Below are 23524 nucleotides of genomic sequence, written 5' to 3'. Positions count from 1 at the left end.
GCGGCTTCGGTTATTGAACCTGCCCATGGCAATGTTTGTACTTCTTTCCAGATCCACAGGGGCAAGGTTCGTTGCGCCCGATCTTCTGCTCTGTACGTGCAGGCGCAGCCGTTGCCGCCACATCGCCCTCCTGCGGGTTCTCCTCGTCGTCCGCCAGCGCCGACACCTCTGCATGCTGGAATTGCATGCGCTGCGCCAGCTCCTCGGCCTCGCGACGCAAGCGCTGCTCTTCCTCGGCCGGGTCCTCGCGACGGACCTGCACATGGGAAAGAACTCGGATGCTGTCGCGCTTGATCGACTCGAGCAGTTCCTGGAACAGGGTGAACGACTCACGCTTGTATTCCTGCTTCGGGTTCTTCTGTGCGTAACCGCGAAGATGGATACCATGGCGCAAATGGTCCATGGTGGACAGGTGATCCTTCCAGAGATCATCGAGCACGCGCAATACGATCTGCTTCTCGAAGGTGCGCAGCGCCTCAGCCCCGGCCAGCTCTTCTTTTTCCTGGTAGGCCTCGACCAGTGCCTGAAGGATCCGCTCGCGCAGGGTTTCCTCATACAACTTTTCGTCTTCGTCTAGCCACTGCTGCACGGGCAGACGCACGCCGAAATCGCTGTAGAGTACCGCCTCCAGACCGCTGACATCCCACTGTTCGGGCAGCGACTGCGGCGGAATATGCTGGCTGATCGCGTGGTCGAGCGCTTCGCGACGGAACTCGCCAATGGTCTCGCCGATTTCTTCGGCCGCCAGCAGGCTGTTACGCATGTGGTAAATGACCTTGCGCTGCTCGTTGGCAACGTCGTCGTATTCGAGCAGCTGCTTGCGCATGTCGAAGTTGCGGCCTTCGACCTTACGCTGGGCCTTTTCGATGGCGTTGGTCACCATGCGATGCTCGATGGCCTCGCCGGACTCCATACCAAGTGCCTTCATGAAGTTCTTCACCCGGTCCGAGGCGAAGATACGCATCAGGCTGTCTTCCAGCGACAGGTAGAAGCGGCTCGAGCCAGCATCACCCTGGCGGCCGGCCCGACCACGCAGCTGGTTGTCGATACGGCGAGACTCGTGGCGCTCGGAGGCGATCACATGCAATCCGCCGGCTTCGAGCACGGCCTGGTGGCGCTTCTGCCAGTCGGATTTGATCTGGGCAACCTGCTCGTCAGTCGGGTTCTCCAGCGCTGCGACTTCCACTTCCCAGTTACCGCCGAGCAGGATGTCGGTACCGCGGCCTGCCATGTTGGTAGCGATGGTCACAGCCCCCGGGCGCCCAGCCTGCGCAATGATCTCGGCTTCCTTGTCGTGGTGCTTGGCGTTTAGCACCTTGTGCTCGATGCCCTCGCTGAGCAGCAGACGCGAAACGTATTCGGAAGTCTCGATGGTGGCGGTACCGACCAGCACAGGGCGTCCATTGTTCTGGCAGTCCTTGATGTCGGCGATGATCGCCGCGAACTTCTCTTCCTGGGTCAGGTAGACCAGGTCGTTGTAGTCCTTGCGTGCCAGCGGCTTGTTGGTCGGGATGACCATCACCGGCAGGTTGTAGATCTGCATGAACTCGAAGGCTTCGGTATCGGCGGTACCGGTCATCCCCGACAGCTTCTTGTACAGACGGAAATAATTCTGGAAGGTAGTGGATGCGAGCGTCTGGCTTTCCGGCTGGATCGGCAGGCCCTCCTTCGCTTCAATGGCCTGATGCAAGCCCTCCGAGAGACGACGGCCCGGCATGGTCCGCCCTGTGTGCTCATCAATAAGCAACACCTGATTGTTCTGCACGATGTATTCGACGTTGCGATGGAACAGCTTGTGAGCACGAAGGCTTGAATAGACGTGAGTCAGCAAGCCCAGGTTGTGGGCGGAATAGAGACTTTCGCCCTCGGCCAGCAGCCCGGCCTTGGTCAGCATCTCCTCGACAAACTGATGGCCTGCTTCGTTGAGCTCGACCTGACGAGTTTTCTCGTCGATGGAGAAGTGCCCTTCCTGGGTAACGACCCCTTCCTCTTCCTCGATGTGCTGCTTGAGGAGTGGGATCAGCTGGTTGATCTGCTGGTACAGCTTGGAGCTGTCTTCGGCCTGGCCAGAGATAATTAGCGGCGTGCGCGCCTCGTCGATGAGGATCGAGTCGACTTCGTCGATCACGGCGAAATTGAGCTCCCGCTGGTTTTTCTCCTCGAGGCTGAACGCCATGTTGTCGCGCAGATAGTCGAAGCCAAACTCGTTGTTGGTGCCGTAGGTGATGTCTGCCGCGTAGGCGGCGCGCTTCTCCTGCGGCGGCTGGAACGGCGTGACGATTCCGACCGTCAGGCCCAGAAACTCATAGAGCGGACGCATCCAGTTGGCGTCGCGGCGCGCCAGGTAGTCGTTGACCGTTACGACATGGACACCTTTGCCCGCCAGAGCGTTAAGGTAGACCGCCAGGGTTGCAACGAGGGTCTTGCCTTCACCGGTGCGCATCTCGGCGATCTTGCCTTCGTGCAGGGTCATGCCGCCGATAAGCTGTACGTCGAAGTGACGCATACCCATGACACGCTTGCCCGCCTCGCGGCACACGGCAAAGGCTTCTGGGAGTATCTGGTCGAGGGTCTCGCCTTGGCCGAGGCGGGCCTTGAACTCTTCAGTCTTGCTCCGCAGTTGCTCGTCGGAGAGAGACAGCATCTGCTCTTCGAGCGCATTGACGGCCTGAACCGCCTTGAGCATGCGCTTGACCTCACGGTCATTCTTGCTACCAAAGAGCTTCTTCATTAAAGGCGCAAACATATCGACAAAGACTTCCATGCTGGGGATGGAGGCACGACCGCGGGCCACCACGGCTGCGTGCAAAGGGGGCATTCTACTCGGAAACGATCGAGAGGAAAGGTGCCTGCCTCGCAGCTGCGGCACCACGCGGCAAGCGAACGGGTACAGCCCGCCGCTTGTGAATCTGCTTGAAGCAGGCCCTCTGCCATCACTCTCTTACGGCGTAACCAGCCAGGCCTGAATATCCCCGCAGGCCCGTACGGCCATGCAGGCGCCTCTGCTAACATTGCATGCCATACTACCCGCACAGGTTTTCCTTATGTCGCTGCGTCCACCGCCGGCTAGAGCACCCGCTGCGCTGCTACGCGAAGCGAAGCCGCTCAAGGCCCTGTTCGGCGAAGCCAGGCGGCTGGACCGGTTGCAGCAGCTGGTCAACAGCCAGCTGCAGCCCGCCGCACGCGAACATTGTCATGTCGCTTCTTGGCGCGAAGGGTGCCTGCTACTCATCGTGACCGATGGGCATTGGGCGACGAGACTGCGCTATCAGCAGCGCCGGCTACAGCGACAGCTTCAGGCCATGCAGGACTTCGCCGGCCTTACCCGTATCATCTTCAAGGTGCAGCCACCCGACGCACCCCGGCACAAGCCAGGCCCGTCGCCCGAAATGTCTGCGCTTGCCGCAGAGAGCCTTCAGCAGACGGCCCGCGGCATTAGCGACCCGAGGCTCAAAGCAGCTCTTGAGCGCCTCGCCGGCCATGCCAAGGTGCGCGACAGCCATTGAATCGACAACGGGTACTGCTACGGTTGCCGGATACTCGAGAGACAAATCGAAGCAGGAAACAGCGATGCTCAAATATCCAACTGGCGGTTACCCATGCTGATCGGGGCCTTGCTTTTGATCACCTGGGCGATCCTCCTGATCCGCTATCCGTTGCGCGCCATTCCTGTTTCGCTCGGCGCGCTGCTCGGGCTCGGCCTGGTGGCGGGCTGGGTGATCTGGCAGGAACAGCGCGAAGCGCATCTTCTGGCCCAGCTTGAGCTGCAAATGGCTTATACGACCGATGCGTGCCCGGTCGCTCGCCCCTTGCACATCGTCTTGCACAACCGCAGCAACCAGCCATTGCGAAGCCTTCAGTGGCAGGTCGCTGCGTACTCGCCTGGGTCAAGCCTTAACCTGGCGAGTCCCAGCTACGACGAACTTCAATACCGGGGAGCGGCCGACCTGCAACCCGGTGCAAGCTGGGAATTATGCGCGCCTCTCCCATCGGTGCGCAGCGGCTACCGCGGCAGCGACCTTCTGTTCCAGGCCGAGCGTCTGCGGGGCAGCTTCGCCGATTGATAACAATTGCAGCTGCCCCTGTTCATCCAGCTGTCAATTATCCATACTGTACAAACAAACAGTATCTGAAGAGCCGAGGTGGTAAATGGCCGTCGAAGTGGTATATCGCAGCAGCCGGGACCTGGAGCGCCTGTTCATGGATAAAGCCGAAGCAGACCGTCACGACAAGATGCTGGAGCTCGCCGAAGCACTAGCTGCCGCGTTACAGAAAGCATCACCTTCGCTTAGCGAGCAGCAGGCAGATGACCTGGGGATATTCATGGCCAGACACCGCGAACTGTTTGCCAAGGCATTCAAAAACAATCCTGAAGCCTTGGCCGAACTGCCCAGCGCTAATGAGGCCGTTTAGCAACATCAGATCGGCGCTGCTTCCTTTTGCCGCAGGTACGCCCTGCGGGCGAAACTAGTCGTCAGCGGCCCGGTCCATTGGATGCAGTCATCCAACAGGTATATCGGCATGGATAGTCCATTCAAAAAGATCAGCGATGTCTTCCAACCAGACTACTGCGTAAATTTCAGCATTCAGAAGCCGGACGGCAGCATCCTGCTGACCCTGACGGATAGTGCAGGCGTTGCGGTAAAGCGGTTCATAAGCTCCAATCAATGGCGCGATCAGCAACAGCTGGAACGGTTGATCACCAGTTTGCAATTCAGCCTGGCAATCGAACGCGGCGAGCAAGCGGCGTCATATCGACTGACCAAGCATTCCCATGCTGCTGTTCAATAAACGCAGCCTGACTGCCCCCCTTCGCTGCACCGCCCTATAACTACAAGACACATCACATCGCCCGCCCTTCTGCTGACCGGCCGCCCAGGCACGGCTGAAGCAGCTCCTCAGAGCCAGGCGAGCGCCTTCGCCCTCGCGACTGCCTGGGTCCGTCTGGCTACGCCAAGCTTTGTATTGATACGCCGCGCATGCGTTTTGACGGTGTGCAGCGAAATGAAGAGCTGCTCGGCAATTTCCTGATTCGAACAACCTTGAGCGATAAGACGCAACACGGTGAGCTCTCGGTTGCTCAGCACGACCTCGGCCGCCGGCTCGATCAGATCCTCCGCTTCTCGCTCGAACTGCAGCAGGCGATCCCGCAGGCTTTCCCCTTTCCCTGCCGGCAATACTTTCGCCAGCCACTGAGACTGGCGATGTTGAAGCTCATACAAGGGTTTGACCAGACGTTGCCGCGCCGCTTCGCCCAAAGCCTTGCGCAATTCGCTCTCGGCTTCTTCGTATTGGCCGTCGAACAGCAGCGCCTCGGCCAGGGTAAAACGACACTCACAAGCCAGCCCCAGTCTCTGGCAACGAAGGTTGTGCTCGATCAGCTCACGCAGAGAGGCTACAGCCAGGGCGCTACGCCCTGACAGCAGATCGATGACCGCAAGGTAACGCTGAACACGAGGCAACAGCTCATAAAAGCCTGAAGGGGGTAGATATGAGTGACCTTCATGCTGCTCCAGGACCTGTACAAAGACAGCCCGAGCCTTTTGCAATTGGCCCTGGTGGAGCCAGGTCACCCCTGTGATCAAAGGTAGAATGCCGCGGAATCGAGCTTCCGGAACATGACGCCACTGTGTCAGGCGCTCTGCCTCACGCAACCAGTGATACGCAGCTGGGAATTCATGATTGCGTGCAGCCAGCTCGGCCAGCCCCACATAGCCAAAGAAAACATAGGAGTCGCCACAGGTTTCAGTCTCGACTCGCCCCTGCTGATAAGCTTCCCGCGCCAGGTCATCAAGCCCCTGATAGGCCAGCAGATGGCCCTGCAGCAGTTTCAACCTGCCGATGATCGGGCTGTGCCGGACACTGTCGCGCAGTTCTTGCAATGACTCGTCCAGCACCCCGACCGCCCGCTCGAACTCGCCGGTGACCTCCAGCAGCTGTATGCGATCGACGTTCAACATGGCTTCGTAAAGCACGCTACCCTTGAGCCGTGCCAGCTTCATACCTTCGCTGTTGTACTGCAGCGCGCAGTCGAGCCGGCCTTGGGCCATCTCATGCTGGGACAACGCCTGGTAACACAGCACCCGCTGCGCCCACGCATGGTCCGACAGAACCTCCAGAGCCTGCAGGCAGTAGCTTCGCGCCTCTGGCTCGCCCCGCAGTCGCGCCAGAAAGCCGCGCAACGCTTGCCACTGAGCCAGTAGCTGTGCCTGCCGGCGCGCGTCGGGCTGAGGGAAAAATTTCGCCAAACCGGCAAGACATTCTTCTACTTCATCCAGCCGGGCGGAAATGATCAAGGCCCAGCCGTGCAGCACGATCAACCGTGTCGTGCTGTTGAAGAGATCCTGGGGAAGTTCGGCGCGCCATTTGAGAAAGTGCGAAACGTTATCGCCAATGAGCAGCTGCTCTTGCCCATAACGCTGCAGAAAGTTCGCAGCCACTTCGGGCTGCCCGGCCCACAATGCGTGTTCGACTGCTTCCCTCATCTCATCCCGACTGGCGAACCATTGACAAGCACGCAAATGGACCTGGCTCGGCAGCGTCGGTACAGGCATACGCTGCAGAATCAGAGCGAACGGTCGCCACAGGCGGAACCATTCCCCGCAATTGTCGATTTGCCGGATGAACAACTGAAAGGTTTGCAGAACCCCAAGGATTTCGTTGCCTGTCCCTTCAAGAACATGCTCACAGAGCTCTGCCGAAAACCGCGGCATGCGAGCCAGACCGAACAGTGCGCGACGTATGTCCTCGCTCTGACCTGCCAGCACTTCACGTTGTATGTAGTCGCGCAACAGCGGCGTGCCCGCCACCAGCCTCTCACGTATCGCCTGTTCGTCTGCATTCAGAAGCAGGAGGCTGACACCCGCCAGCCAGCCCTCGGTACCTGCAAGCAATTGCTTGAAGGTATCGTCAGCCACCTCCAGGCGCTGAAGCTTCAATGTCTGCCGGAGCTCCTGTTCGGTCAGGGCAAGCGCTTCGGCATCCAGCTCGAACAGGTCGCCCTGCAGCAATAGCCGAGGCAGTTTCCAGACGGGCTGCCGACGACTGCTGACCCACCAGCTCAAGGATTCAGGCCCCTGTTCGAAGAGCATATCGAGACAGGAGTCCAGTTCCGGTGCCGGCTCGCGCGGATAGTCGTCCAGCATGATCCAGAGCGGCTGGCGGAATTGGGCGAGTAGCTCAACCAGATCGCGCTGAACGTCTCCGGTAGGAATGACTGGATCACCCAGACATTGACGCAACCGTGAATACAGCCCCTCCACGGACAATACCCGCCCGCCAAGATCCAGCCAGACGAGATGCGTATCGGTCGGTATCTGCCGAGCACATTCGTTCATCAAAACACTTTTGCCAAATCCGGCGGGGGCACAGATCAGACGAAGCCGGCAGCGCGCCTCAAGCAGCGCGTCGGCCAATCGGGGCCGGGCGATATGCAGTTTCGGTAGACGCGGAATAGTCGCAACCTGAACCAGCGCGGCGGCTTCCGTACTGATCGCACCCGGGTTAAAGCGTACCGACATATGAGGTTTCTCTTGTTCTGGTCAGCGCACCAACTGGCGCACTGAGCTTGTTCATCAGTTCAGCCCTGATCTGATGCGGTCTTCAAGCGGAGGGCCTCTGCACCAAACGCTGCATGATTCGAACCCAATTGTCGACCTGTATGAGTTCGTTGGTTTGTCGACCGTTATAACCATAAGCCGCCACTCTACGCTTCAGAGTAAAAAAAAAGGCGGCCTACTGGCCGCCCATTCATCCGGTGGATACAGCGCGATCAGCGCACCCCAGCGTTACGCAACGCAGCCGGCGTGAAATCACGGGCAGAAGCCTCGTAGCCGAACTCGTGCGCCTTCTCTTCGTTGCTCATGCCGATCGCGATGTAACGGCCGGAAATCACGTCATACAAGGCTTCGAAGGCAAAAGCCGGAACCTGATGCTGGTAATACTGCACCAGATGTCCCTCGCCAACCCGCCACAGCTGGCCACGTCCGTCGTAAAGTTCGGACTGGACGATCGTCCAGGTATCTTCGTCAACGAAGAAGCGGCGCTTGGCATAGATGTTCCGCTCTCCTTCTTTCAAGTTGGCTTCGATTTCCCATACGCGATGCAGCTCGTAACGCGCCAGGTCCTGATTGACATGGCCTGCCTTCAGGATGTCGCTGTACTTGACGTCGCTGGAGTTGATCTCGTAGCTGTTGTATGGGATGTAGAGCTCTCTTTTGCCGATCAGCTTCCAGTCATAGCGATCGGGTGCACCGCTGAACATATCGAAGTTATCGGTTGTACGCATACCGTCGGAAGCGGTACCCGGCCCATCATATGCAACCTGGGGAGCGCGACGAACCCGGCGCTGACCGGCATTATAGATCCACGCCTGACGCGGCTCTTTCACTTGGTCCAGCGAGTCGTGTACGAGCAGGACGTTACCTGCAAGCCGCGAAGGCGCTGTCACGCGCTGCTTGAAGAACAAAAGCGCGTTCTTGGCACGTTCAGCGTCCAGGTCCGTCATGTCGCTGGGGAATGCCACTTCATCCTCGAAATGCACCAAGGTGTAGCTGCCATTGGTTTGAGGTGTGGCCTGAACGATGTTTCGGCGGACGTTACCGCCCCTGTATCGGGTGATATGGTTCCATATCACTTCAAGACCGTTCTTCGGAATGGGAAACGCGTAGTAGCGACTGTCAGCAAAATTGGCGACCCCATTGCCACCGTCGACAAGCTCGGCATTGAGCGCGCTCTGCTTGGCCGCTTCATAGATGCGATCTGGCAGCGCGGCGCTACGATGCGTCGGAAACACTCGGATCTTGTAGGTTTCAGGGTAGCGTTTGAACATCGCCTGCTGTCCCGCCGTGAGCTTGTCCTTGTACTGATCGACATTCTGCGCGGTGATCACAAACTTGGGTTGTTCGCTCTTGAACGGATTGGTCAGATGGCCGTCTTTAAGCGGCGCAGCATCAGTCGAGAGCCCGCCGGTCCACTCCGGAATAGTGCCCTCAGCGTTGCCCGCCTTTTCCGCCCCAAGAGGCGTGAGGGAATTGCCAAGCTTGGCGGCTTCCTCAGGTGATACGGCGGCCATGACGCTGCTGGCAAGCAGGGATAGGGCCAAGACACTGAATAGCTTTCTTGTTGTTTTCATACGTTCCAGTTCCTCTTGATCTCTTATTTGGGCCGAAGCCCTCGCAATAGCGTTCCGCACGACGAAGGCCATCTTCAGCCTCCGTGCGATCTATGAAGCGGTCTCCTTTAGAAATTGACTCCCACGCTAAGCGCGAGGAAGTCTCGGTCGACCAGGGTGTTGTAGTCACCCCCGAAAAAATCAGTGTAGGACAGGCTGGCGGTGTAGCTGTTCTGATAGACCGCATCGACACCTACGCTTACAGCCTTGGAGCCTTCGTTGAACAGGCCGTTCGGTCCATAGCCTTGCACATCATGAGAGAAGGAGACGTTCGGCGTCAGATTCACGCCGGCGAACACGTTACTGTAGTCAGCCAGCGCGCGGACACGATAACCCCAGGAGTTGGCTGTCACGAATCCGTCATTACCATACTCGGCAGTATCGAGGCCGTATATCGAGTCGCGTCCGTAACGTAGTTCGCTTTTGCTTTCCAGACCGCCAACGTGCGCGTAGCCAATCTCGCCGACAACAGTTACACGGCCAGCGCCGAGCACCTGATCGAAGAAATGCGTGAAGGTAGTTTGGATCTGAGTGACTTCTTTACGGTTGTAACCGCTATGCTCGATGCCCGCTTGGCCTATTGCCCCTGCGACATTGCCTGTAAGGATTGCGCCTCCAATACCAGCAGCAAGTAAGCCGGTGGTATAGGTGGAATTTAGGGCGACTGGAAGATTGGGACGATAGCTGATCTCACCCGACCAAGCTGTGCCGGTTGGTAGCGTAGAAGCGAAACTTGCCCCGTACAGCCTTATATCTTCTGGATACTCAAGAAAATACTCACCATTGCTTAACAGAGCAGGAGAAGCCAAAGCGCTGAACGCAGCGCCTGCAGGCAATCCAGGGGCCGGTGACTGAGTTCCAAGTAACCCGAGGAGCGCGCCAATCTCACCAGCAGACGCGTTTTTATATCCTACTGTCGGGGTACGGCTGTGGTAGTTCATAAAATACAAGCCATATTCGGCGGCATCGGCCAACCACCGAAATGCCAAACCATACTGGCCTGAATCGCGGGCATCCCTATCGGCGCCTCGTGGAACAGTAACGCCTTCGGGGCCTACCGTGATGCCCAAGTCATCTAGTCCAGCATAGTTAGTGCCATATATTGCGTTCAATTGCTCAATTGTTAATCCGGCGCCGATTATCGCATCACGCTGGGCCGCCGAAAGAACCGTGTAGTTGTTATCGCAACCATCTGCCGCCACATCGTTGCTTGCGAAGAACGTCCCGCAATTGTCAACGATGGTCTGGTCCCATTCCAGCTGGTAGAAAGCTTCCATACTGAGCTGATCTGTCAGGCTTTGAGACAGGTAAATCATATTGACCGGGATCAGACCCTCCTTGATTTCCGCACCCGGACGTCGGAACGCGGCAGCATCCAGCGGGTTGATTGAGTTGATGGAGTTACCGATGAAGGTACTTTCGCCCCAACTAACGACTTGCTTGCCCACACGAATGGTGCCAGGCAGGCCACTTATGTCGTAATTGTGATACAGAAAGGCATCGAGGATTTGCGCTCCCGAGGATTGCGCCGCTTCCTTACGGTTGCTGTCGCTAATGTCCTTAAAGAGACGGTCTTCATCCTTCAGTTCGAAGTCGTACCAGTACTTGCCACGAATAAAAGCACCGCTATCACCGTAGCGGAGCTCAAGGTCATGGATACCTTTGAATATCTTTGAAAATGTTTCGCCTTTCTTGAAGTTCAAACGCCCGTCGTCACCGGTCTGGGTGTAACCGGTACCACCATTTGCAAGCCCCACGAGATCCATATCCCGGTCGGTCGTCGACCAACTCGCCCCGATGGACATGGAGGAGTCCAGCTGACCTTCGATTTCCCCGATATTGAAGTTGACTGCGTAAGCCGGCGCGACGGTCCCCAGCGCAACGGCGAGGGCCAGAGTCTTGGGCTGGAAAATTCCTTGCCTTGTTGTTTTTGTCATGAGGCGCTCCTGGTTGGTTCGAAGTACGTTCACCCTAACCACACGGCAGCAGAGGGATAAGCGCACTAAGGTTTGATTTGTTTTGTAATCCCAAAGTATGAACGGCCTTCCCGTCCTTAGGCTTCAGCGACGCTCGCCCGCGTCTCAACGCGCAAGGCAAGCGAAGCTATCGGAGAGAGCTTAGCCGTCTGCATACTCAGCGCAAGCCCTGACCTAGAGCACTTGAGAGCCTGTAATCGGAGACGCATCACAATTTCGCATGCACAGTGCGCGGGGCTGCCCGATGGGGCGACCTAAGGTCGCAAAAGCAGAGGTGCCAACAGACTGCAATGAGCCCCGACAGCGTTACCGCAAGCGCAGCGTCTGAGGCGAAACGAAACACGGCAGCACACCTGGCCGGAGCGACCTGGCGTAGACAAGGGCAAAGCGGGCTGCCCAGCTTGCGAGAGCAAAGCGTTGCGCCGTCTCCGGCAGACCTTCACCGTTTGGAATGAAGGTTAAGCATGGACAGCAGGGGGCTGGGCCATGTCGGTAATCAGCCTGTGAAAACGGGGCTGCCTACATGCCTTTTACGGCATAGATACCCGGCGCATTGCGCCAGTATCCCTTGTAGTCCATGCCGCAGCCGAACACGTAACGATCGACGCAGGTCATTCCAACATAATCAGCTTTTAGATCGGGCCGAGCTTTACGCTGATGATCCTTGTCGACCAGAACGGCCGTATAGACGGCCGACGCCCCCGCATGACGACAGAAATCGATGATTGCACCAAGCGTATGGCCCTCGTCGAGAATGTCATCGACGATCAGTACGTCGCGGTCAATGAAGGAGATTTCCGGCTTCGCCTTCCAGAACAGTTCCCCGCCGCTGGTTTCATTGCGATACCGAGTTGCATGCAGGTAGGACAGCTCCAGCGGAAAACTCAGTTTCGGAACCAGCTTGCCGGAAAAAACCAGCCCACCATTCATCACACAGAAAACAACCGGGTTTCGGTCGGCCAGCTCACTGTTGATTTTCGCTGCGACCGCGTCGATTGCGGCGTCAACCTCGGCCTCGGCATAAAGACAGTCGGCTTCAGCCATGATTTGGCGAACGTGTGCGAGATCGACGGACATTGGCGATGCTCCAAGGTAGTTAAAGGGCAAGCAGCGGGTCGGCTGCACGCAAAAACAAGGGGCGCGACGATACCGACGGGGTCATGGCCAGGGCAAGTGCTGTTTGACTCATCAATAGCCGCTAGCACCCCGATGCATTAATCTACGCCGGTTTATCTGACCGCCGCCGGAGCCGCCATGAGCATTAGAGAGATCCGCCACCCGCTTATTCGTCACAAACTTGGGCTGATGCGCCGTGCGGATATCAGCACCAAGAACTTTCGCGAACTGGCGCAAGAGGTCGGCTCGATCCTGACATACGAAGCGACCCGCGACCTGCCGCTGGAGAGCTATAGCATCGATGGATGGTGCGGGCCGGTCCAGGTCGAGAAGATTTCCGGCAAGAAGATCACCGTCGTCCCTATTCTTCGCGCCGGCATCGGCATGCTCGACGGGGTCCTGAGTTTGATTCCAGGCGCCAAGGTCAGTGCCGTTGGCATAGCGCGCAACGAGGAAACCCTACAGGCGCACACCTACCTCGAGCGACTGGTCGACGACCTCGACCAGCGTCTGGCGATGATCATCGACCCCATGCTGGCCACGGGCGGCTCCATGGTTGCAGCGATCGACATGCTGAAAAAGGCTGGCTGCAAGGAGATCCGCGCCCTCGTGTTGGTTGCTGCGCCGGAAGGCATCGAAGCGGTAGAAAAAGCACACCCGGACGTTACCATCTACACCGCCTCGATTGACCAGAATCTGGACGAGAACGGGTATATCGTTCCCGGTCTTGGCGATGCTGGTGACAAGATTTTCGGCACCAAGCAGAAGGACATCTGAGAATGTCGCAACCCATGGAAGAGCCGCTCGGTCGCCAGGTATTGGCCGGCGCGCAAATGTTGTTCGTGGCCTTTGGCGCACTCGTACTGATGCCACTGATCACCGGAATGGACCCCAACGTTGCCTTGTTCACCGCCGGCATTGGCACATTGCTGTTTCAGCTCGTCACCAGACGCCAGGTACCGGTGTTCCTGGCGTCGAGCTTCGCTTTCATTGCGCCGATCATTGCTGCCAAAGGCGAGTTCGGCCTGCCAGCCGTGCTCGGTGGAGTGGTCGCTGCTGGTGTCGTCTACATCTTTCTTGGTTTTGCAGTTCGACTCAAAGGTCCAGGGTTCATCGACCGGCTATTGCCACCGGTGGTCATTGCCCCGGTGATCATTTCCATCGGTCTCGCCCTGTCCCCGGTCGCGGTCAATATGGCCATGGGCAAGGCGGGTGACGGCAGTGCTCAGCTGGTGCCCTACGGGACAGCCATGTTGATATCGATGTCTGCATTGCTAACGACGCTACTGGTTGCCGTTCTGGGTAAGGGGCTGTTTCGCCTGGTTCCGATTCTTGCTGGCGTTGCAGTGGGTTACGGCTTGTCGCTTGCGTTCGGTGTGGTGGATACCGCTGGCATCTCGGCTGCGCCCTGGCTGGCCTTGCCGAACTTCGTCGCGCCTGAATTCCATCTCGGTGCAATCCTGTTCATGGTTCCGGTCGCACTGGCGCCAGCGATCGAGCACATCGGCGGCGTTGTCGCGATTGGCGGCGTCACCGGTAACAACTTCATCAAGAAACCGGGCCTGCACCGCACGCTTCTTGGAGATGGACTGGCGACCTCGGCAGCAGGCTTGTTTGGGGGCCCACCCAACACCACCTACGCGGAGGTCACCGGCGCGGTGATGCTGACGAAGAACTACAACCCGAAGATCATGACCTGGGCAGCCATCTTTGCCATCGTCCTTGCCTTTATCGGCAAGTTCGGCGCCGGGCTGCTGAGCATTCCGGTACCGGTCATGGGCGGCATCCTCTGCTTGCTGTTCGGCTCGATTGCCGTTGTCGGCCTGAGCACCCTGATACGCCACCAGGTGGATCTGTCCGAAGCTCGCAACCTGATCATAGTGTCCGTCACGCTGGTGTTCGGCATCGGCGGGATGGCGTTCGGCTACGGAGAGTTCAGCCTTTCCGGCATTTCGCTGTGCGCCATCATCGCGCTGATCCTGAACCTGCTGTTACCCGGTGGTGAGGGCTGGAAGGCCAAGCAACTCGAAGACGAACAGGTCTGAAGCCCGACGGCTCACTGCAGCACTCGCCTTTGCAGCTATCGAAGTGCAAGGCGAGTAGACTGCCGCGATGACCCAATCCGCTATTCCCCACCGCCAACTACCGGACGAGGCAATCAGGTGCAGCACCTGTGCCGCGTGCTGCTGCCGCCTCGAAGTGATTCTGCTGACTGAAACGGGCGTCCCGGATCGCTTCATCGAGGAAGATGACTGGGGCGGCCAGGTGATGCGCCGCCTCGACGACGGCTGGTGCGCCGCGCTAGACCGGGACAGCATGCGCTGCACGATCTATGCGCAGCGTCCTCTTATCTGCCGAGAGTTCGAGCTGGGCTCGGAGGATTGTCTGGATGAGCGCAGGGACTCGGCACGAGCCTACCTGGACTGAGAAGGCTGGCGCCTGGTGCCGTCAGCCATCTCAAGCGGTTCAGAACGAGGCGCGATAATGTACCGCGTAGCTCTCTATGCCGTCGTTGGGGTTCTTGATTCCGGCATTGGAATAGTGAATGGCGCGCACGCCGATCTCATGTCCACCGGCAAAACGCAGGCCTGCGCCAAACCGATCCTCGAACTGGAAAGAAGAGCCCAGGTCGTTGTTTTCGACTTCCGTATTCTCGAATGCCGCGATACCTATACCGGCTTCCAGATAGGGTTTGACCGAACCGCCGCCGAATTCGTAAACGAATACCGGCGCGAGCGAAATGCTGTGGTTGCTGGAGGTCTCGTCGCCTTTCCAATAGGTATAACCCGCGTCCCAATACCCTGTCAGACGGCCTATGCGGGTCTGGAACCAGCTACGGTTGAAATCCATCTGTGCACCGAGTCGATAGGTCATGGTTGACTCGCCAGTTCGGCCAACCGCTGCCGTCAGGTCAATCGCATGAGCGGCAGAAGCCTGGGCAAGCGAAACGGCTGCAATCGCAGCAAGGGAGATCAGCTTTTTCATAAGAATTTCCTTATCAGAACTTTGGCATCGCTGTTTTTCTTATCACTCAGATACAGAGGCCTGGCTTGATTTGGAGTTCCTAAACAGAACAGTAGGCAACTGTACTGTTTTCACCCCAAAGTACCGGCAGTACGCTGGCCAATCGCAGCGGATCGCCGCTACTCCAGAACTGCACCCTCGCCTCGCCAAACCCGAGCTGCGCATGTGCCGTCAACAGCGTTTCGAGATGCCTGGCGACGGCGGTACCGGTATCCACCAGCACGACGTCAGCTGGCAATATTTCACGCAACAGCGGTTTTACGAACGGGTAATGAGTACAGCCAAGGATCAGTGTGTCGCAGCCCTGGGCGACCAAAGGCAGGACCAGTCCTTCCAGCAGCCTGCGCGTGCCCGGCGTCTGCAACTGGCCTGCCTCAATGCACTCCACCAACCCCGGACAGGGCTGAGTGATGACCCGCACATCACTGGCGAAACGGTCCAGCAGAGCCGCAAACTTTGCGCTTTTCAATGTGCCGGTCGTTGCCAATACGCCAACCACCCCGCTGCGAGTCGCCAGCGCAGCCGGTTTGACGGCAGGCTCCATCCCAACCAGGGGAAGCTGTGGATAGCATTCACGCAGGTCGGCAACGCCTGCAGCCGTCGCGGTATTGCATGCAACCACCAATGCCTTGGCACCTCGCTCAAGCAGAAACGCTGCGATGGTCCGGCAACGCTCACGAATGAATTCCGGGCTCTTTTCGCCATAGGGAACATGACCGCTGTCAGCGAAGTACAACAGGGACTCGCAAGGCAGGCGCGCTCGGATCTCCCTGAGCACCGACAAGCCCCCCACCCCCGAATCGAAAACGCCGATCGGCGCGTTGTCAGCCACGGCCGCTACCACAGACCGTGCACGCCGGATCACGCTTGACCTTCAATTCGCGAAAGCGACTCCCCAGTGCGTCCAGCAACAGCAGCCTTCCCACCAGCGGCTCACCGAAACCCGCCAGCAGCTTGATCGCCTCCAGGGCCTGCAGGCTTCCGACCATGCCCACCACAGGCCCCAGCACGCCAGCCTCGCTGCAGGTCAGCTCAGCCTCGCTGCCGTGGCCGTAGAGGCAGTGATAGCAGGGACTGCTCTCGATGCGCGGATCGAATACCGATAGCTGCCCCTCAAACCGGATGGCCGCACCGCTGACCAGCGGCTTGGTTGCCGCCACACAGGCAGCATTCACGGCTTCGCGCACGGCAAAGTTGTCCGTGCAGTCGAGCACCAGATCCACCGCGGCTACCGCCGCAACCAGCGTATCGACATCCATTGCCGTCCGATGCGGAACCAGCCGGATCAACGGGTTGATCGCAGACAACCGAGCCATCGCCGAATCAACCTTATGCATGCCGATCGACGAGGTGTCGTGGGCGATCTGCCGTTGCAGATTGGTCAGGTCAAGCCGATCGAAATCCGCAAGATGCAATTCCCCGACCCCGGCCGCGGCGAGATACAGGGCGACAGGAGACCCCAGCCCGCCCAGCCCAACAATCAGTACACGGCTCGACCTGAGCTTGAGCTGCCCCTCGATGTCTACCTGTTTCAGCAAGATCTGCCGGCTGTATCGCAGCAGCTCGTCATCGCTCAGCATGCGGGCGTTCTCCTAGGGTCATGGCAGGCGACCAAGACTGACACGCTCGTGGCCACCAAGGTCGTTGCGGCTGGCGATCTCGCTGAACCCCGCTTCCAGTAACAACCCTCGCACCGCCGCAGCCTGGTCATAGCCGTGTTCCAGCAGCAACCAGCCGGCCGGAGACAGGTGGTGCGGCGCTTGTGAAATGATCAGCCGGATATCGTCCAGGCCATCGGCACCCGCCACCAGCGCGCTGCTCGGCTCGAAGCGCAGATCGCCCTGCAATAGATGGGGGTCGCTGGCCTGAATATAAGGCGGATTCGAGACGATCAGGTCATAACGGCGGCCTGCAAGCGCAGAAAACCAATGACTTTCCAGAAAGCTCGCATTGCCAAGGCGGAGCCGCCGGGCGTTGCGAATAGCCAGGGCAACGGCTTCGCTGACGCGGTCCACCCCCGTCAGCTGCCAGGCCGGACGCTCACTGGCGATGGCCAGGGCAATCGCACCGGAACCGGAACCCAGGTCGAGCACGGTCGCAGGGTCGGGCGGGAGCAGCTGCAGTGCGGTCTCGACCAGGAGTTCGGTGTCCGGCCTCGGAATCAAGGTATGCGGCGCCACTTCAAGATCGAGGCTCCAGAACCCTTGCCGACCAAGGATATAGGCCACTGGTTCGCCCAAGCGACGACGCTCGAGATCAGCGCTGAAACGGGCCTCTGCCTCAGCAGGTACCTCCCGCTCAGGCCAGGTACGCAGATAGCTAGTCGGCTTGCCCAGCGCCTCAGCGAGGAGCCACTCGGCATCGAGCCGGGCACTGGGCGATTCGGGCAACCGTGAAGCACGCAGCAAAAAGTCGATCGTCGCCATGTTCGGGTGTTCCGGTTTCAGTGCAGAGTCGCGCAACAGGGGTGGTGCAGGTGAAGGCGATCAGTCACCCAGAGCGGCAAGCTGATCGGCCTGGTATTCCTGCAGCAATGGCTCGATTACCTGCTCCACGGCGCCGCCTATGACCTCATTCAGCGAGTAGAGCGTCAGATTGATGCGATGGTCCGTAACGCGTCCCTGGGGAAAGTTATAGGTGCGAATGCGCTCGGAGCGATCACCGGACCCGACCAACAGTTTTCGCGTATCGGAGATTTCCTTGTGCGCAGCGCTGTCCTGCACATCCTGCAACTTGGCCGCGAGCCAGGCCATGGCCCGGGCGCGGTTCTTGTGCTGCGAGCGCTCCTCCTGACATTCCACGACGATGCCGCTGGGAATATGCGTGATACGCACGGCCGAATCGGTCTTGTTGATGTGCTGACCACCGGCGCCGGACGCCCGGTAGGTGTCGACGCGCAGATCCGCCGGATTGATCTCGATGGCGATCTGCTCGTCCGGCTCGGGCAGTACGGCAACCGTGCAAGCGGACGTATGAATGCGCCCTTGTGATTCGGTTTCGGGAACACGCTGCACTCGGTGCGCGCCAGACTCGAACTTGAGTTTGGCAAAGACGTTTTCGCCCTCAACACGGGAGATGACTTCCTTGTAGCCCCCATGCTCGCCAGGGCTCTCGGACAGGATTTCGACGCGCCAGCCCTGGCGTTCCGCATAGCGGGAATACATGCGGAACAGATCCCCGGAAAAAATTGCCGCCTCGTCGCCACCGGTACCCGCCCGAATCTCGAGGAAGACGTTACGTCCGTCCTTTGGATCCTTGGGCAGCAGCATGCGCTGGAGACGGGCTTCGATTTCTTCCAGCTGGCCCCGCGCCTCGATAACCTCTTCTTCGGCCATCTCCCGTACATCCGGGTCGCTGTCCTTGAGCAGCGCCTGAGCCCCGTCAAGGTCAGACTGCGTCTTGAGAAACTGGCGGTATGTGGCGATGACCGGCTCGACCTCGGCATACTCGCGCGAATAGGCGCGAAAACGGGTCTGGTCGCTGATCACTTCGGCGTCGCCGAGCAACGCAGTGAGTTCCTCGAAGCGGTCCTGCAGAATGTCGAGTTTGTTGAGCAGCGACGCTTTCATGGCTTGTCCGGATTGTCCTGCAAAGCAAAGAGCTCCTGAACGATGGTCAGGGCCTCTACTCGCCCTTCGGCGGAGAGTTTTTTCAGCTGCACACTGGGCGCGTGCAGCAATTTGTTTGTCAAGCCGCGCGCCAGTTGCGCCAACGCTTCTTCTGGCGTGCCGCCATTGGCGAGCATCCGCTGAGCCCTGACCAGCTCCTCGTCGCGGATCCGCTCGGCATGCTGCCGGTAGGCCTTGAGCACATCGACAGCGGCCAGTTCCCGCAAACGCACCATGAAGTCATCGGTACCCACCGCGACCAGCTCTTCGGCAGCCTGGGCAGCGCCCTGGCGGCTCTTGAGGTTTTCCGCAACGACTTCGTGCAGATCATCGACGGTGTACAGGTAGACATCGTCCAGTTCGCCGACCTGCGCTTCGATATCGCGTGGCACGGCAATGTCGACCATGAACATGGGCTTGTGCTTGCGCTTTTTCAGCGCCTGCTCAACGGCGCCCTTGCCCAGGATCGGCAGCTGGCTGGCAGTGGAGCTGATGACGATATCGCTGTTGTAGAGTTCCTGCGGGATATCGGCAAGCAGGATGGCATGTGCCCCGAATTGCTCGGCCAGGGCGCTGGCCCGCTCCAGGGTGCGGTTTGCAACGACGATGCGCTTGACCCCCTGCTCATGCAGATGCCGGGCAACCAGCGTGATGGTTTCGCCAGCGCCTATCAGCAAGGCCTGACTGCGATCCAGGTTGGCAAAGATCTGCTTTGCCAGGCTGACAGCGGCGAATGCCACCGAGACCGGGTTTTCGCCGATGGCCGTGTCGGTGCGGACGGTTTTTGCCGTGCTGAACGTAGCCTGGAACAGCCGTCCCAGTAACGGCCCGACACTGCCCGCTTCACGCGCCACGGCGTAGGCGGACTTCATCTGGCCGAGAATCTGCGGTTCGCCAAGCACCATCGAGTCCAGGCCCGCCGCGACACGCATCATGTGTCGCACCGCCTGCTCATCCGTATGAACGTAAGCGCAGGCCTTGAGATCGTCCAGGCTGAGCTGATGATAGTTGGCTAGCCAGGCGAGCACCGCCTCAGCTTCTATCTGATCCTGCTGCAGGTACAACTCGCTGCGGTTGCAGGTCGACAGGATCGCCGCTTCGCGTGTCGGGGTAACACGGCAAAGTTGCTGGAGCGCCTCGACCATCTGTTCAGGCGTGAACGCCACACGCTCGCGCACGTCCACCGATGCGGTCTTGTGATTAATGCCAAGCGCGATGAAAGCCATGCAGGATCGCTGATTCGAAAAGGAGCGCGCGATTCTCCTACTTCGCCTGCCTCAGAACAACCGTTGCCAGTCATTGTCTGTTGCAGACCCAACCCACCGAATTGACTGTACAGGCTGGGTCATGTGCTTGCCTGACCGCTTGTGTCATCATGCCGCGACCGCAGACCATCCCTATATTTCCTATGAAAAAGCTTCTCGCCCTCAGCGCCGTCCTGTTTCTCGGTGGCTGCCAAAGCTTCATGCAGAGCGCTCCCGACAGCACCCCGCCGGTCGAGGAGGCCACGCCGGAGCCTGCGACAACCAGTCCCAGGGAATATGGCTCGTTCAGCCGGGACTCGCTCTATGCCTTGCTGGTGGCCGAGCTGGCCGGCCAGCGCAACCGTTTCGATATCGCCTTGGGTAATTACGTCCAGCAAGCCAACGCGACCGGGGATCCAGGGGTTGCAGAGCGCGGGTTCCGCATTGCCGAGTATCTTGGCGCCGACCAGGCGGCGCTCGATACGGCGCTGATCTGGGCGAACAACGCGCCGGGCAACCTCGATGCCCAGCGCGCAGCGGCTGTGCAACTGGCGCGCGCCGGTCGCTACGAGGAATCGCTGGAGTTCATGGAAAAGGCTCTCAAGGGCCAGGGTGCCACTCACTTCGATTTCCTCGCCCTGTCAGCAGCCGAGACCGACCCGGACACCCGAGCCGGCCTGCTCCAGAGCTTCGACCAGTTGCTGGCCAAGCATCCCGACAACCCCCAACTCAAGTTTGGTAAGGCCGTCCTGCTGCAGCAGGACGGGCGCGCCGAAGAGGCACTGGCCTTGCTCGAGGAACAGCCAGCGAAGCAACAGGAGATCCCGTCGATCCTCCTACAGGCTCGCCTGCTTCAGCTGCTCGACCGCAGCCAGCAGGCGTTGCCTCTGCTGGAAAAAAGCCTGCGCCAGCACCCCGATGACAAGCGCCTGCGCCTGACCTATGCCCGCCTGCTGGTCGAACAGGAGCGCCTGGAAGAGGCCATGAGCGAGTTCGCCACCCTTGTCCAGCAGTACCCGGACGACGACGACCTGAGATTCTCGATGGCTCTGGTCTGCCTGGAAGCGCAGGCCTGGCGCGAGGCTGTGGTATACCTCGAAGACGTCATCGAGCGCGGCAGTCATCTTGACGCTGCTCATTTCAACCTCGGGCGCGCCTACCGTGAACTGAACGAGCCTGAGCAAGCCCTGCAAGCGTTCGCCAAGGTTGGGCCTGGCAACGAATACTTGCCGGCCAAGCTCATGCAGGCCGAACTGCTGTTTTCTCTTGGCCGCAACCAGCAGGCCTCGCAGCTGCTCGCCCGGGCACGTGACGAGCAACCGGACTATGCGATTCAGCTCTATCTGATCGAGATCGAAGCGCTCTCCGGTCAGCAACAGACCGACAAGGCCTGGCAGATTGCGACTGAGGCTCTGGAGCAGTTTCCTGAAGACCTCAATCTCCTCTATACGCGTGCAATGATCGCCGAGAAGCGTGGCGACCTGGCACAGCTGGAACAGGACCTGCGCTTCATCATCGAACGCGAACCCGACAACGCCATGGCGATCAATGCACTGGGTTATACCCTGGCGGATCGTACCGACCGCCATCAGGAAGCGCTGGCCCTGATTGAACAGGCCTACCGGCTTAACCCCGACGACGCGGCAATTCTCGACTCCCTTGGCTGGGTCAACTATCGACTGGGCAATCTGCAGGAAGCCGAGACCCAGCTGCGCAGGGCGCTGGAGCGCCTCCCTGATGACGAGGTAGCGGCTCACCTCGGCGAAGTGCTCTGGGCAGCTGGCAAGCAGTCCGAAGCGCGCACTGTCTGGGCAGCTGCGCTAAAGGAAAAACCGGACAGCCTGGTGCTTCGCGAGACCATCAAACGCCTGACCGGCTCGGAGAAACCCTGACCCATGAATCTGATGCGTAACCTGCTGCCCCCCGCACTCGCCTTGTTGTTGGCTGGCTGTGCCGGCCTTGCCCCTCAGGAAACGGTCGAAGGACCTGGCAACCCCCAGCAATGGAAGATACACAAGGCGCAGGTCAGCGAAATTGACGGCTGGCAGATCAGCGGCAAGATCGGCATCCAGGCGCCACAGGACTCGGGCAGTGGCACCCTGTTCTGGCTGCAACGCCAGGACTACTTCGATATTCGTCTGTCCGGCCCGCTGGGTCGTGGCGCCACGCGCCTGACCGGGCGCCCCGATGCGGTGGCACTGGAGGTCGCCGGGCAGGGACGCTTCGAGGCCGACTCCCCTGAAGCATTGGTTGAGAGCCAGCTGGGCTGGCAACTGCCCGTTTCGAACCTGCTCTGGTGGGTGCGCGGCCTTCCGGCACCAGACAGCCGTAGCCGAATAGCGATCGACGCCAACGGGCAGCTTGCCAGCCTGCAACAGGATGGGTGGGACGTTCAGTATCTGGGCTATGCCGAAGAGGACGGCTACAGCCTGCCAAACCGCATCAAACTGGCGGGCCGAGACCTGAAAATCACGCTGGTAGTCAAGGACTGGCAGCCCCGCCAGCTCGGCCGCTGATGCACACGCTGACCCTTCCGGCACCGGCCAAGCTCAACCTCATGCTGCATATCCTCGGCCGTCGCGCCGATGGCTACCATGAGCTACAGACGCTGTTCCAGTTTCTCGACCACGGCGACGAGCTGAGCTTCACGCTACGCGCCGATGGGCAGATCCTGCTGCACACCGAGCTGCCTGGTGTCGACCACGACAGCAACCTGATCGTGCGCGCTGCGCGCCTGCTGCAGACCCACAGCGGCTGTACGCTCGGTGCCGACATCGAATTGAACAAGCGCCTGCCCATGGGCGGCGGCATTGGCGGTGGAAGCTCCGATGCGGCCACTACCCTGCTCGGCCTCGATCACCTCTGGCAGACCCGGCTGGGCGAAGAGCGGCTAGCCGAGATCGGCCTGTCGCTGGGGGCTGACGTACCTGTATTCGTCAGAGGCCGCGCGGCCTTCGCCGAAGGCGTCGGTGAGCGGTTGCAGCCTGTCGAGTTGAGCGAACCATGGTTCCTCGTCATCGCCCCGCAAGTCTCTGTTAGTACAGCGGAAATATTTTCCGACCCAGAGTTGACACGTAATACCCCGGCTATTACAGTTCGCAGCCTTCTTGCAGGGGGCGGTCATAATGACTGTCAGCCGGTAGTCGAGAAGCGTTATCCAGATGTTCGTAACGCTTTGAGCTTGTTGAACAAATTTGTTCCGGCAAGAATGACCGGCACTGGAGCTTGTGTGTTTGGGAGCTTCCCAAACAAAGGCGAGGCTGATAGAGTTTGCCGCCAACTTCCAGCCGATTTACCAGCTTTCGTAGCTCAAGGCCGCAACATTTCGATGCTGCACCGACGGCTCGCGCAGCTGGCACAGGAAGCAAGTGGTTAGAGGTTGTA

At 59.5% G+C, this 23524-nt stretch carries 21 protein-coding genes; 10 read left to right on the top strand and 11 right to left on the bottom strand.

Features of this window, described 5'->3' with window-relative positions; genetic code table 11:
* Positions 1 to 10: 10 nt before the first annotated feature.
* Positions 11 to 2746 (bottom strand): preprotein translocase subunit SecA, encoded by a 2736-nt coding sequence (gene secA, locus AC4LFW_RS02215; protein WP_491820099.1) that lies wholly within the window; start codon positions 2744 to 2746, stop codon positions 11 to 13.
* A gap of 298 nt (positions 2747 to 3044) precedes the next feature.
* Here secA and AC4LFW_RS02210 point away from each other — a divergent pair, with 298 nt between their 5' ends.
* From AC4LFW_RS02210 to AC4LFW_RS02195, 4 genes are all read left to right on the top strand, one after another.
* Positions 3045 to 3506 carry a DciA family protein gene (locus AC4LFW_RS02210; protein WP_491817412.1) on the top strand — a complete coding sequence of 154 codons (462 nt, stop codon included), beginning with the start codon at positions 3045 to 3047 and terminating at the stop codon, positions 3504 to 3506.
* 93 nt (positions 3507 to 3599) lie between these two features.
* Entirely contained in the window at positions 3600 to 4064 is a 465-nt protein-coding gene (locus tag AC4LFW_RS02205; protein WP_491817410.1) for a multidrug transporter, read from the top strand.
* A gap of 85 nt (positions 4065 to 4149) precedes the next feature.
* Positions 4150 to 4413 carry a YebG family protein gene (locus AC4LFW_RS02200; protein WP_491817408.1) on the top strand — a complete coding sequence of 88 codons (264 nt, stop codon included), beginning with the start codon at positions 4150 to 4152 and terminating at the stop codon, positions 4411 to 4413.
* A gap of 108 nt (positions 4414 to 4521) precedes the next feature.
* Positions 4522 to 4791, top strand: coding sequence for a DUF3509 domain-containing protein (locus tag AC4LFW_RS02195; protein WP_491820098.1), 270 nt, complete (start codon positions 4522 to 4524; stop codon positions 4789 to 4791).
* A 107-nt stretch (positions 4792 to 4898) separates the two neighbouring features.
* Here AC4LFW_RS02195 and AC4LFW_RS02190 read toward each other — a convergent pair whose 3' ends face one another.
* The 4 genes from AC4LFW_RS02190 to AC4LFW_RS02175 form a co-directional block, all read right to left on the bottom strand.
* Positions 4899 to 7520, bottom strand: coding sequence for a LuxR C-terminal-related transcriptional regulator (locus tag AC4LFW_RS02190; RefSeq protein WP_491817406.1), 2622 nt, complete (start codon positions 7518 to 7520; stop codon positions 4899 to 4901).
* A 251-nt stretch (positions 7521 to 7771) separates the two neighbouring features.
* The gene (locus AC4LFW_RS02185) at positions 7772 to 9133 is read right to left on the bottom strand and encodes a DUF1329 domain-containing protein (RefSeq protein WP_491820096.1); all 1362 of its coding nucleotides are present in this window, start codon (positions 9131 to 9133) and stop codon (positions 7772 to 7774) included.
* Between the two features lie 107 nt (positions 9134 to 9240).
* The gene (locus AC4LFW_RS02180) at positions 9241 to 11109 is read right to left on the bottom strand and encodes a DUF1302 domain-containing protein (RefSeq protein ID WP_491817404.1); all 1869 of its coding nucleotides are present in this window, start codon (positions 11107 to 11109) and stop codon (positions 9241 to 9243) included.
* A gap of 558 nt (positions 11110 to 11667) precedes the next feature.
* Complete coding sequence (locus AC4LFW_RS02175; protein ID WP_491817402.1) at positions 11668 to 12225, bottom strand: hypoxanthine-guanine phosphoribosyltransferase; 558 nt, start codon at positions 12223 to 12225, stop codon at positions 11668 to 11670.
* A 177-nt stretch (positions 12226 to 12402) separates the two neighbouring features.
* On the opposite strand from AC4LFW_RS02175, the gene upp reads away from it, so the two are divergent.
* The 3 genes from upp to AC4LFW_RS02160 all read left to right on the top strand — a co-directional run bounded on the left by upp (position 12403) and on the right by AC4LFW_RS02160 (position 14691).
* On the top strand, positions 12403 to 13041 hold the full coding sequence (upp, locus tag AC4LFW_RS02170; protein WP_491817400.1) for a uracil phosphoribosyltransferase: 639 nt from the start codon (positions 12403 to 12405) through the stop codon (positions 13039 to 13041).
* A gap of 2 nt (positions 13042 to 13043) precedes the next feature.
* Complete coding sequence (locus AC4LFW_RS02165; protein ID WP_491817398.1) at positions 13044 to 14309, top strand: uracil-xanthine permease family protein; 1266 nt, start codon at positions 13044 to 13046, stop codon at positions 14307 to 14309.
* Positions 14310 to 14376: 67 nt separating this feature from the next.
* Positions 14377 to 14691: a YkgJ family cysteine cluster protein gene (locus AC4LFW_RS02160; RefSeq protein WP_491817396.1), complete on the top strand. Its 315-nt coding sequence runs from the start codon at positions 14377 to 14379 to the stop codon at positions 14689 to 14691.
* Between the two features lie 39 nt (positions 14692 to 14730).
* Here AC4LFW_RS02160 and AC4LFW_RS02155 read toward each other — a convergent pair whose 3' ends face one another.
* The 6 genes from AC4LFW_RS02155 to hemA form a co-directional block, all read right to left on the bottom strand.
* Positions 14731 to 15249, bottom strand: coding sequence for an acyloxyacyl hydrolase (locus AC4LFW_RS02155; RefSeq protein WP_491817394.1), 519 nt, complete (start codon positions 15247 to 15249; stop codon positions 14731 to 14733).
* 79 nt (positions 15250 to 15328) lie between these two features.
* Entirely contained in the window at positions 15329 to 16120 is a 792-nt protein-coding gene (murI, locus tag AC4LFW_RS02150) for a glutamate racemase (protein ID WP_491817392.1), read from the bottom strand.
* Positions 16113 to 16868 (bottom strand): molybdopterin-synthase adenylyltransferase MoeB, encoded by a 756-nt coding sequence (locus AC4LFW_RS02145; protein ID WP_491817390.1) that lies wholly within the window; start codon positions 16866 to 16868, stop codon positions 16113 to 16115. Before AC4LFW_RS02145 ends, murI begins: the two co-directional genes overlap by 8 nt.
* An 18-nt stretch (positions 16869 to 16886) precedes the next feature.
* On the bottom strand, positions 16887 to 17714 hold the full coding sequence (prmC, locus tag AC4LFW_RS02140; protein WP_491817389.1) for a peptide chain release factor N(5)-glutamine methyltransferase: 828 nt from the start codon (positions 17712 to 17714) through the stop codon (positions 16887 to 16889).
* 60 nt (positions 17715 to 17774) lie between these two features.
* Positions 17775 to 18857 (bottom strand): peptide chain release factor 1, encoded by a 1083-nt coding sequence (gene prfA, locus AC4LFW_RS02135; protein ID WP_491817387.1) that lies wholly within the window; start codon positions 18855 to 18857, stop codon positions 17775 to 17777.
* The gene (gene hemA, locus AC4LFW_RS02130) at positions 18854 to 20122 is read right to left on the bottom strand and encodes a glutamyl-tRNA reductase (protein ID WP_491817385.1); all 1269 of its coding nucleotides are present in this window, start codon (positions 20120 to 20122) and stop codon (positions 18854 to 18856) included. The genes prfA and hemA overlap by 4 nt, the downstream gene beginning before the upstream one ends.
* A 182-nt stretch (positions 20123 to 20304) precedes the next feature.
* Between hemA and AC4LFW_RS02125 the strand changes: the two genes are divergently transcribed.
* Genes AC4LFW_RS02125 through ispE form a run of 3 tightly spaced genes read left to right on the top strand, consistent with a single transcriptional unit; the run spans position 20305 to position 23516 of the window.
* Positions 20305 to 22032, top strand: a complete 1728-nt coding sequence (locus AC4LFW_RS02125) for a tetratricopeptide repeat protein (protein WP_491817383.1) — start codon at positions 20305 to 20307, stop codon at positions 22030 to 22032.
* Positions 22033 to 22035: 3 nt separating this feature from the next.
* Positions 22036 to 22656, top strand: coding sequence for a lipoprotein insertase outer membrane protein LolB (gene lolB, locus AC4LFW_RS02120; RefSeq protein WP_491817382.1), 621 nt, complete (start codon positions 22036 to 22038; stop codon positions 22654 to 22656).
* The gene (ispE, locus tag AC4LFW_RS02115) at positions 22656 to 23516 is read left to right on the top strand and encodes a 4-(cytidine 5'-diphospho)-2-C-methyl-D-erythritol kinase (RefSeq protein WP_491817380.1); all 861 of its coding nucleotides are present in this window, start codon (positions 22656 to 22658) and stop codon (positions 23514 to 23516) included. Before lolB ends, ispE begins: the two co-directional genes overlap by 1 nt.
* Positions 23517 to 23524: the final 8 nt, after the last annotated feature.

Source organism: Stutzerimonas sp. C6.4V (genome assembly GCF_058536345.1).
Note: the sequence above shows the minus strand (reverse complement) of the source record. Positions and strands in the feature narration are given on the sequence as shown.

What these genes read in the sequence shown, in the direction of transcription:
- upp (WP_491817400.1), top strand. Translation starts at nt 12,403, where the DNA reads ATGAGCATTAGAGAGATCCGCCACCCGCTTATTCGTCACAAACTTGGG.
- ispE (WP_491817380.1), top strand. Translation starts at nt 22,656, where the DNA reads ATGCACACGCTGACCCTTCCGGCACCGGCCAAGCTCAACCTCATGCTG.
- AC4LFW_RS02210 (WP_491817412.1), top strand. Translation starts at nt 3,045, where the DNA reads ATGTCGCTGCGTCCACCGCCGGCTAGAGCACCCGCTGCGCTGCTACGC.
- AC4LFW_RS02145 (WP_491817390.1), bottom strand. Translation starts at nt 16,868, where the DNA reads ATGCTGAGCGATGACGAGCTGCTGCGATACAGCCGGCAGATCTTGCTG.
- lolB (WP_491817382.1), top strand. Translation starts at nt 22,036, where the DNA reads ATGAATCTGATGCGTAACCTGCTGCCCCCCGCACTCGCCTTGTTGTTG.
- AC4LFW_RS02175 (WP_491817402.1), bottom strand. Translation starts at nt 12,225, where the DNA reads ATGTCCGTCGATCTCGCACACGTTCGCCAAATCATGGCTGAAGCCGAC.
- AC4LFW_RS02190 (WP_491817406.1), bottom strand. Translation starts at nt 7,520, where the DNA reads ATGTCGGTACGCTTTAACCCGGGTGCGATCAGTACGGAAGCCGCCGCG.
- AC4LFW_RS02165 (WP_491817398.1), top strand. Translation starts at nt 13,044, where the DNA reads ATGTCGCAACCCATGGAAGAGCCGCTCGGTCGCCAGGTATTGGCCGGC.
- prmC (WP_491817389.1), bottom strand. Translation starts at nt 17,714, where the DNA reads ATGGCGACGATCGACTTTTTGCTGCGTGCTTCACGGTTGCCCGAATCG.
- AC4LFW_RS02155 (WP_491817394.1), bottom strand. Translation starts at nt 15,249, where the DNA reads ATGAAAAAGCTGATCTCCCTTGCTGCGATTGCAGCCGTTTCGCTTGCC.
- AC4LFW_RS02195 (WP_491820098.1), top strand. Translation starts at nt 4,522, where the DNA reads ATGGATAGTCCATTCAAAAAGATCAGCGATGTCTTCCAACCAGACTAC.
- AC4LFW_RS02125 (WP_491817383.1), top strand. Translation starts at nt 20,305, where the DNA reads ATGAAAAAGCTTCTCGCCCTCAGCGCCGTCCTGTTTCTCGGTGGCTGC.
- secA (WP_491820099.1), bottom strand. Translation starts at nt 2,746, where the DNA reads ATGTTTGCGCCTTTAATGAAGAAGCTCTTTGGTAGCAAGAATGACCGT.
- AC4LFW_RS02205 (WP_491817410.1), top strand. Translation starts at nt 3,600, where the DNA reads ATGCTGATCGGGGCCTTGCTTTTGATCACCTGGGCGATCCTCCTGATC.
- AC4LFW_RS02185 (WP_491820096.1), bottom strand. Translation starts at nt 9,133, where the DNA reads ATGAAAACAACAAGAAAGCTATTCAGTGTCTTGGCCCTATCCCTGCTT.
- AC4LFW_RS02180 (WP_491817404.1), bottom strand. Translation starts at nt 11,109, where the DNA reads ATGACAAAAACAACAAGGCAAGGAATTTTCCAGCCCAAGACTCTGGCC.
- AC4LFW_RS02200 (WP_491817408.1), top strand. Translation starts at nt 4,150, where the DNA reads ATGGCCGTCGAAGTGGTATATCGCAGCAGCCGGGACCTGGAGCGCCTG.
- prfA (WP_491817387.1), bottom strand. Translation starts at nt 18,857, where the DNA reads ATGAAAGCGTCGCTGCTCAACAAACTCGACATTCTGCAGGACCGCTTC.
- AC4LFW_RS02160 (WP_491817396.1), top strand. Translation starts at nt 14,377, where the DNA reads ATGACCCAATCCGCTATTCCCCACCGCCAACTACCGGACGAGGCAATC.
- hemA (WP_491817385.1), bottom strand. Translation starts at nt 20,122, where the DNA reads ATGGCTTTCATCGCGCTTGGCATTAATCACAAGACCGCATCGGTGGAC.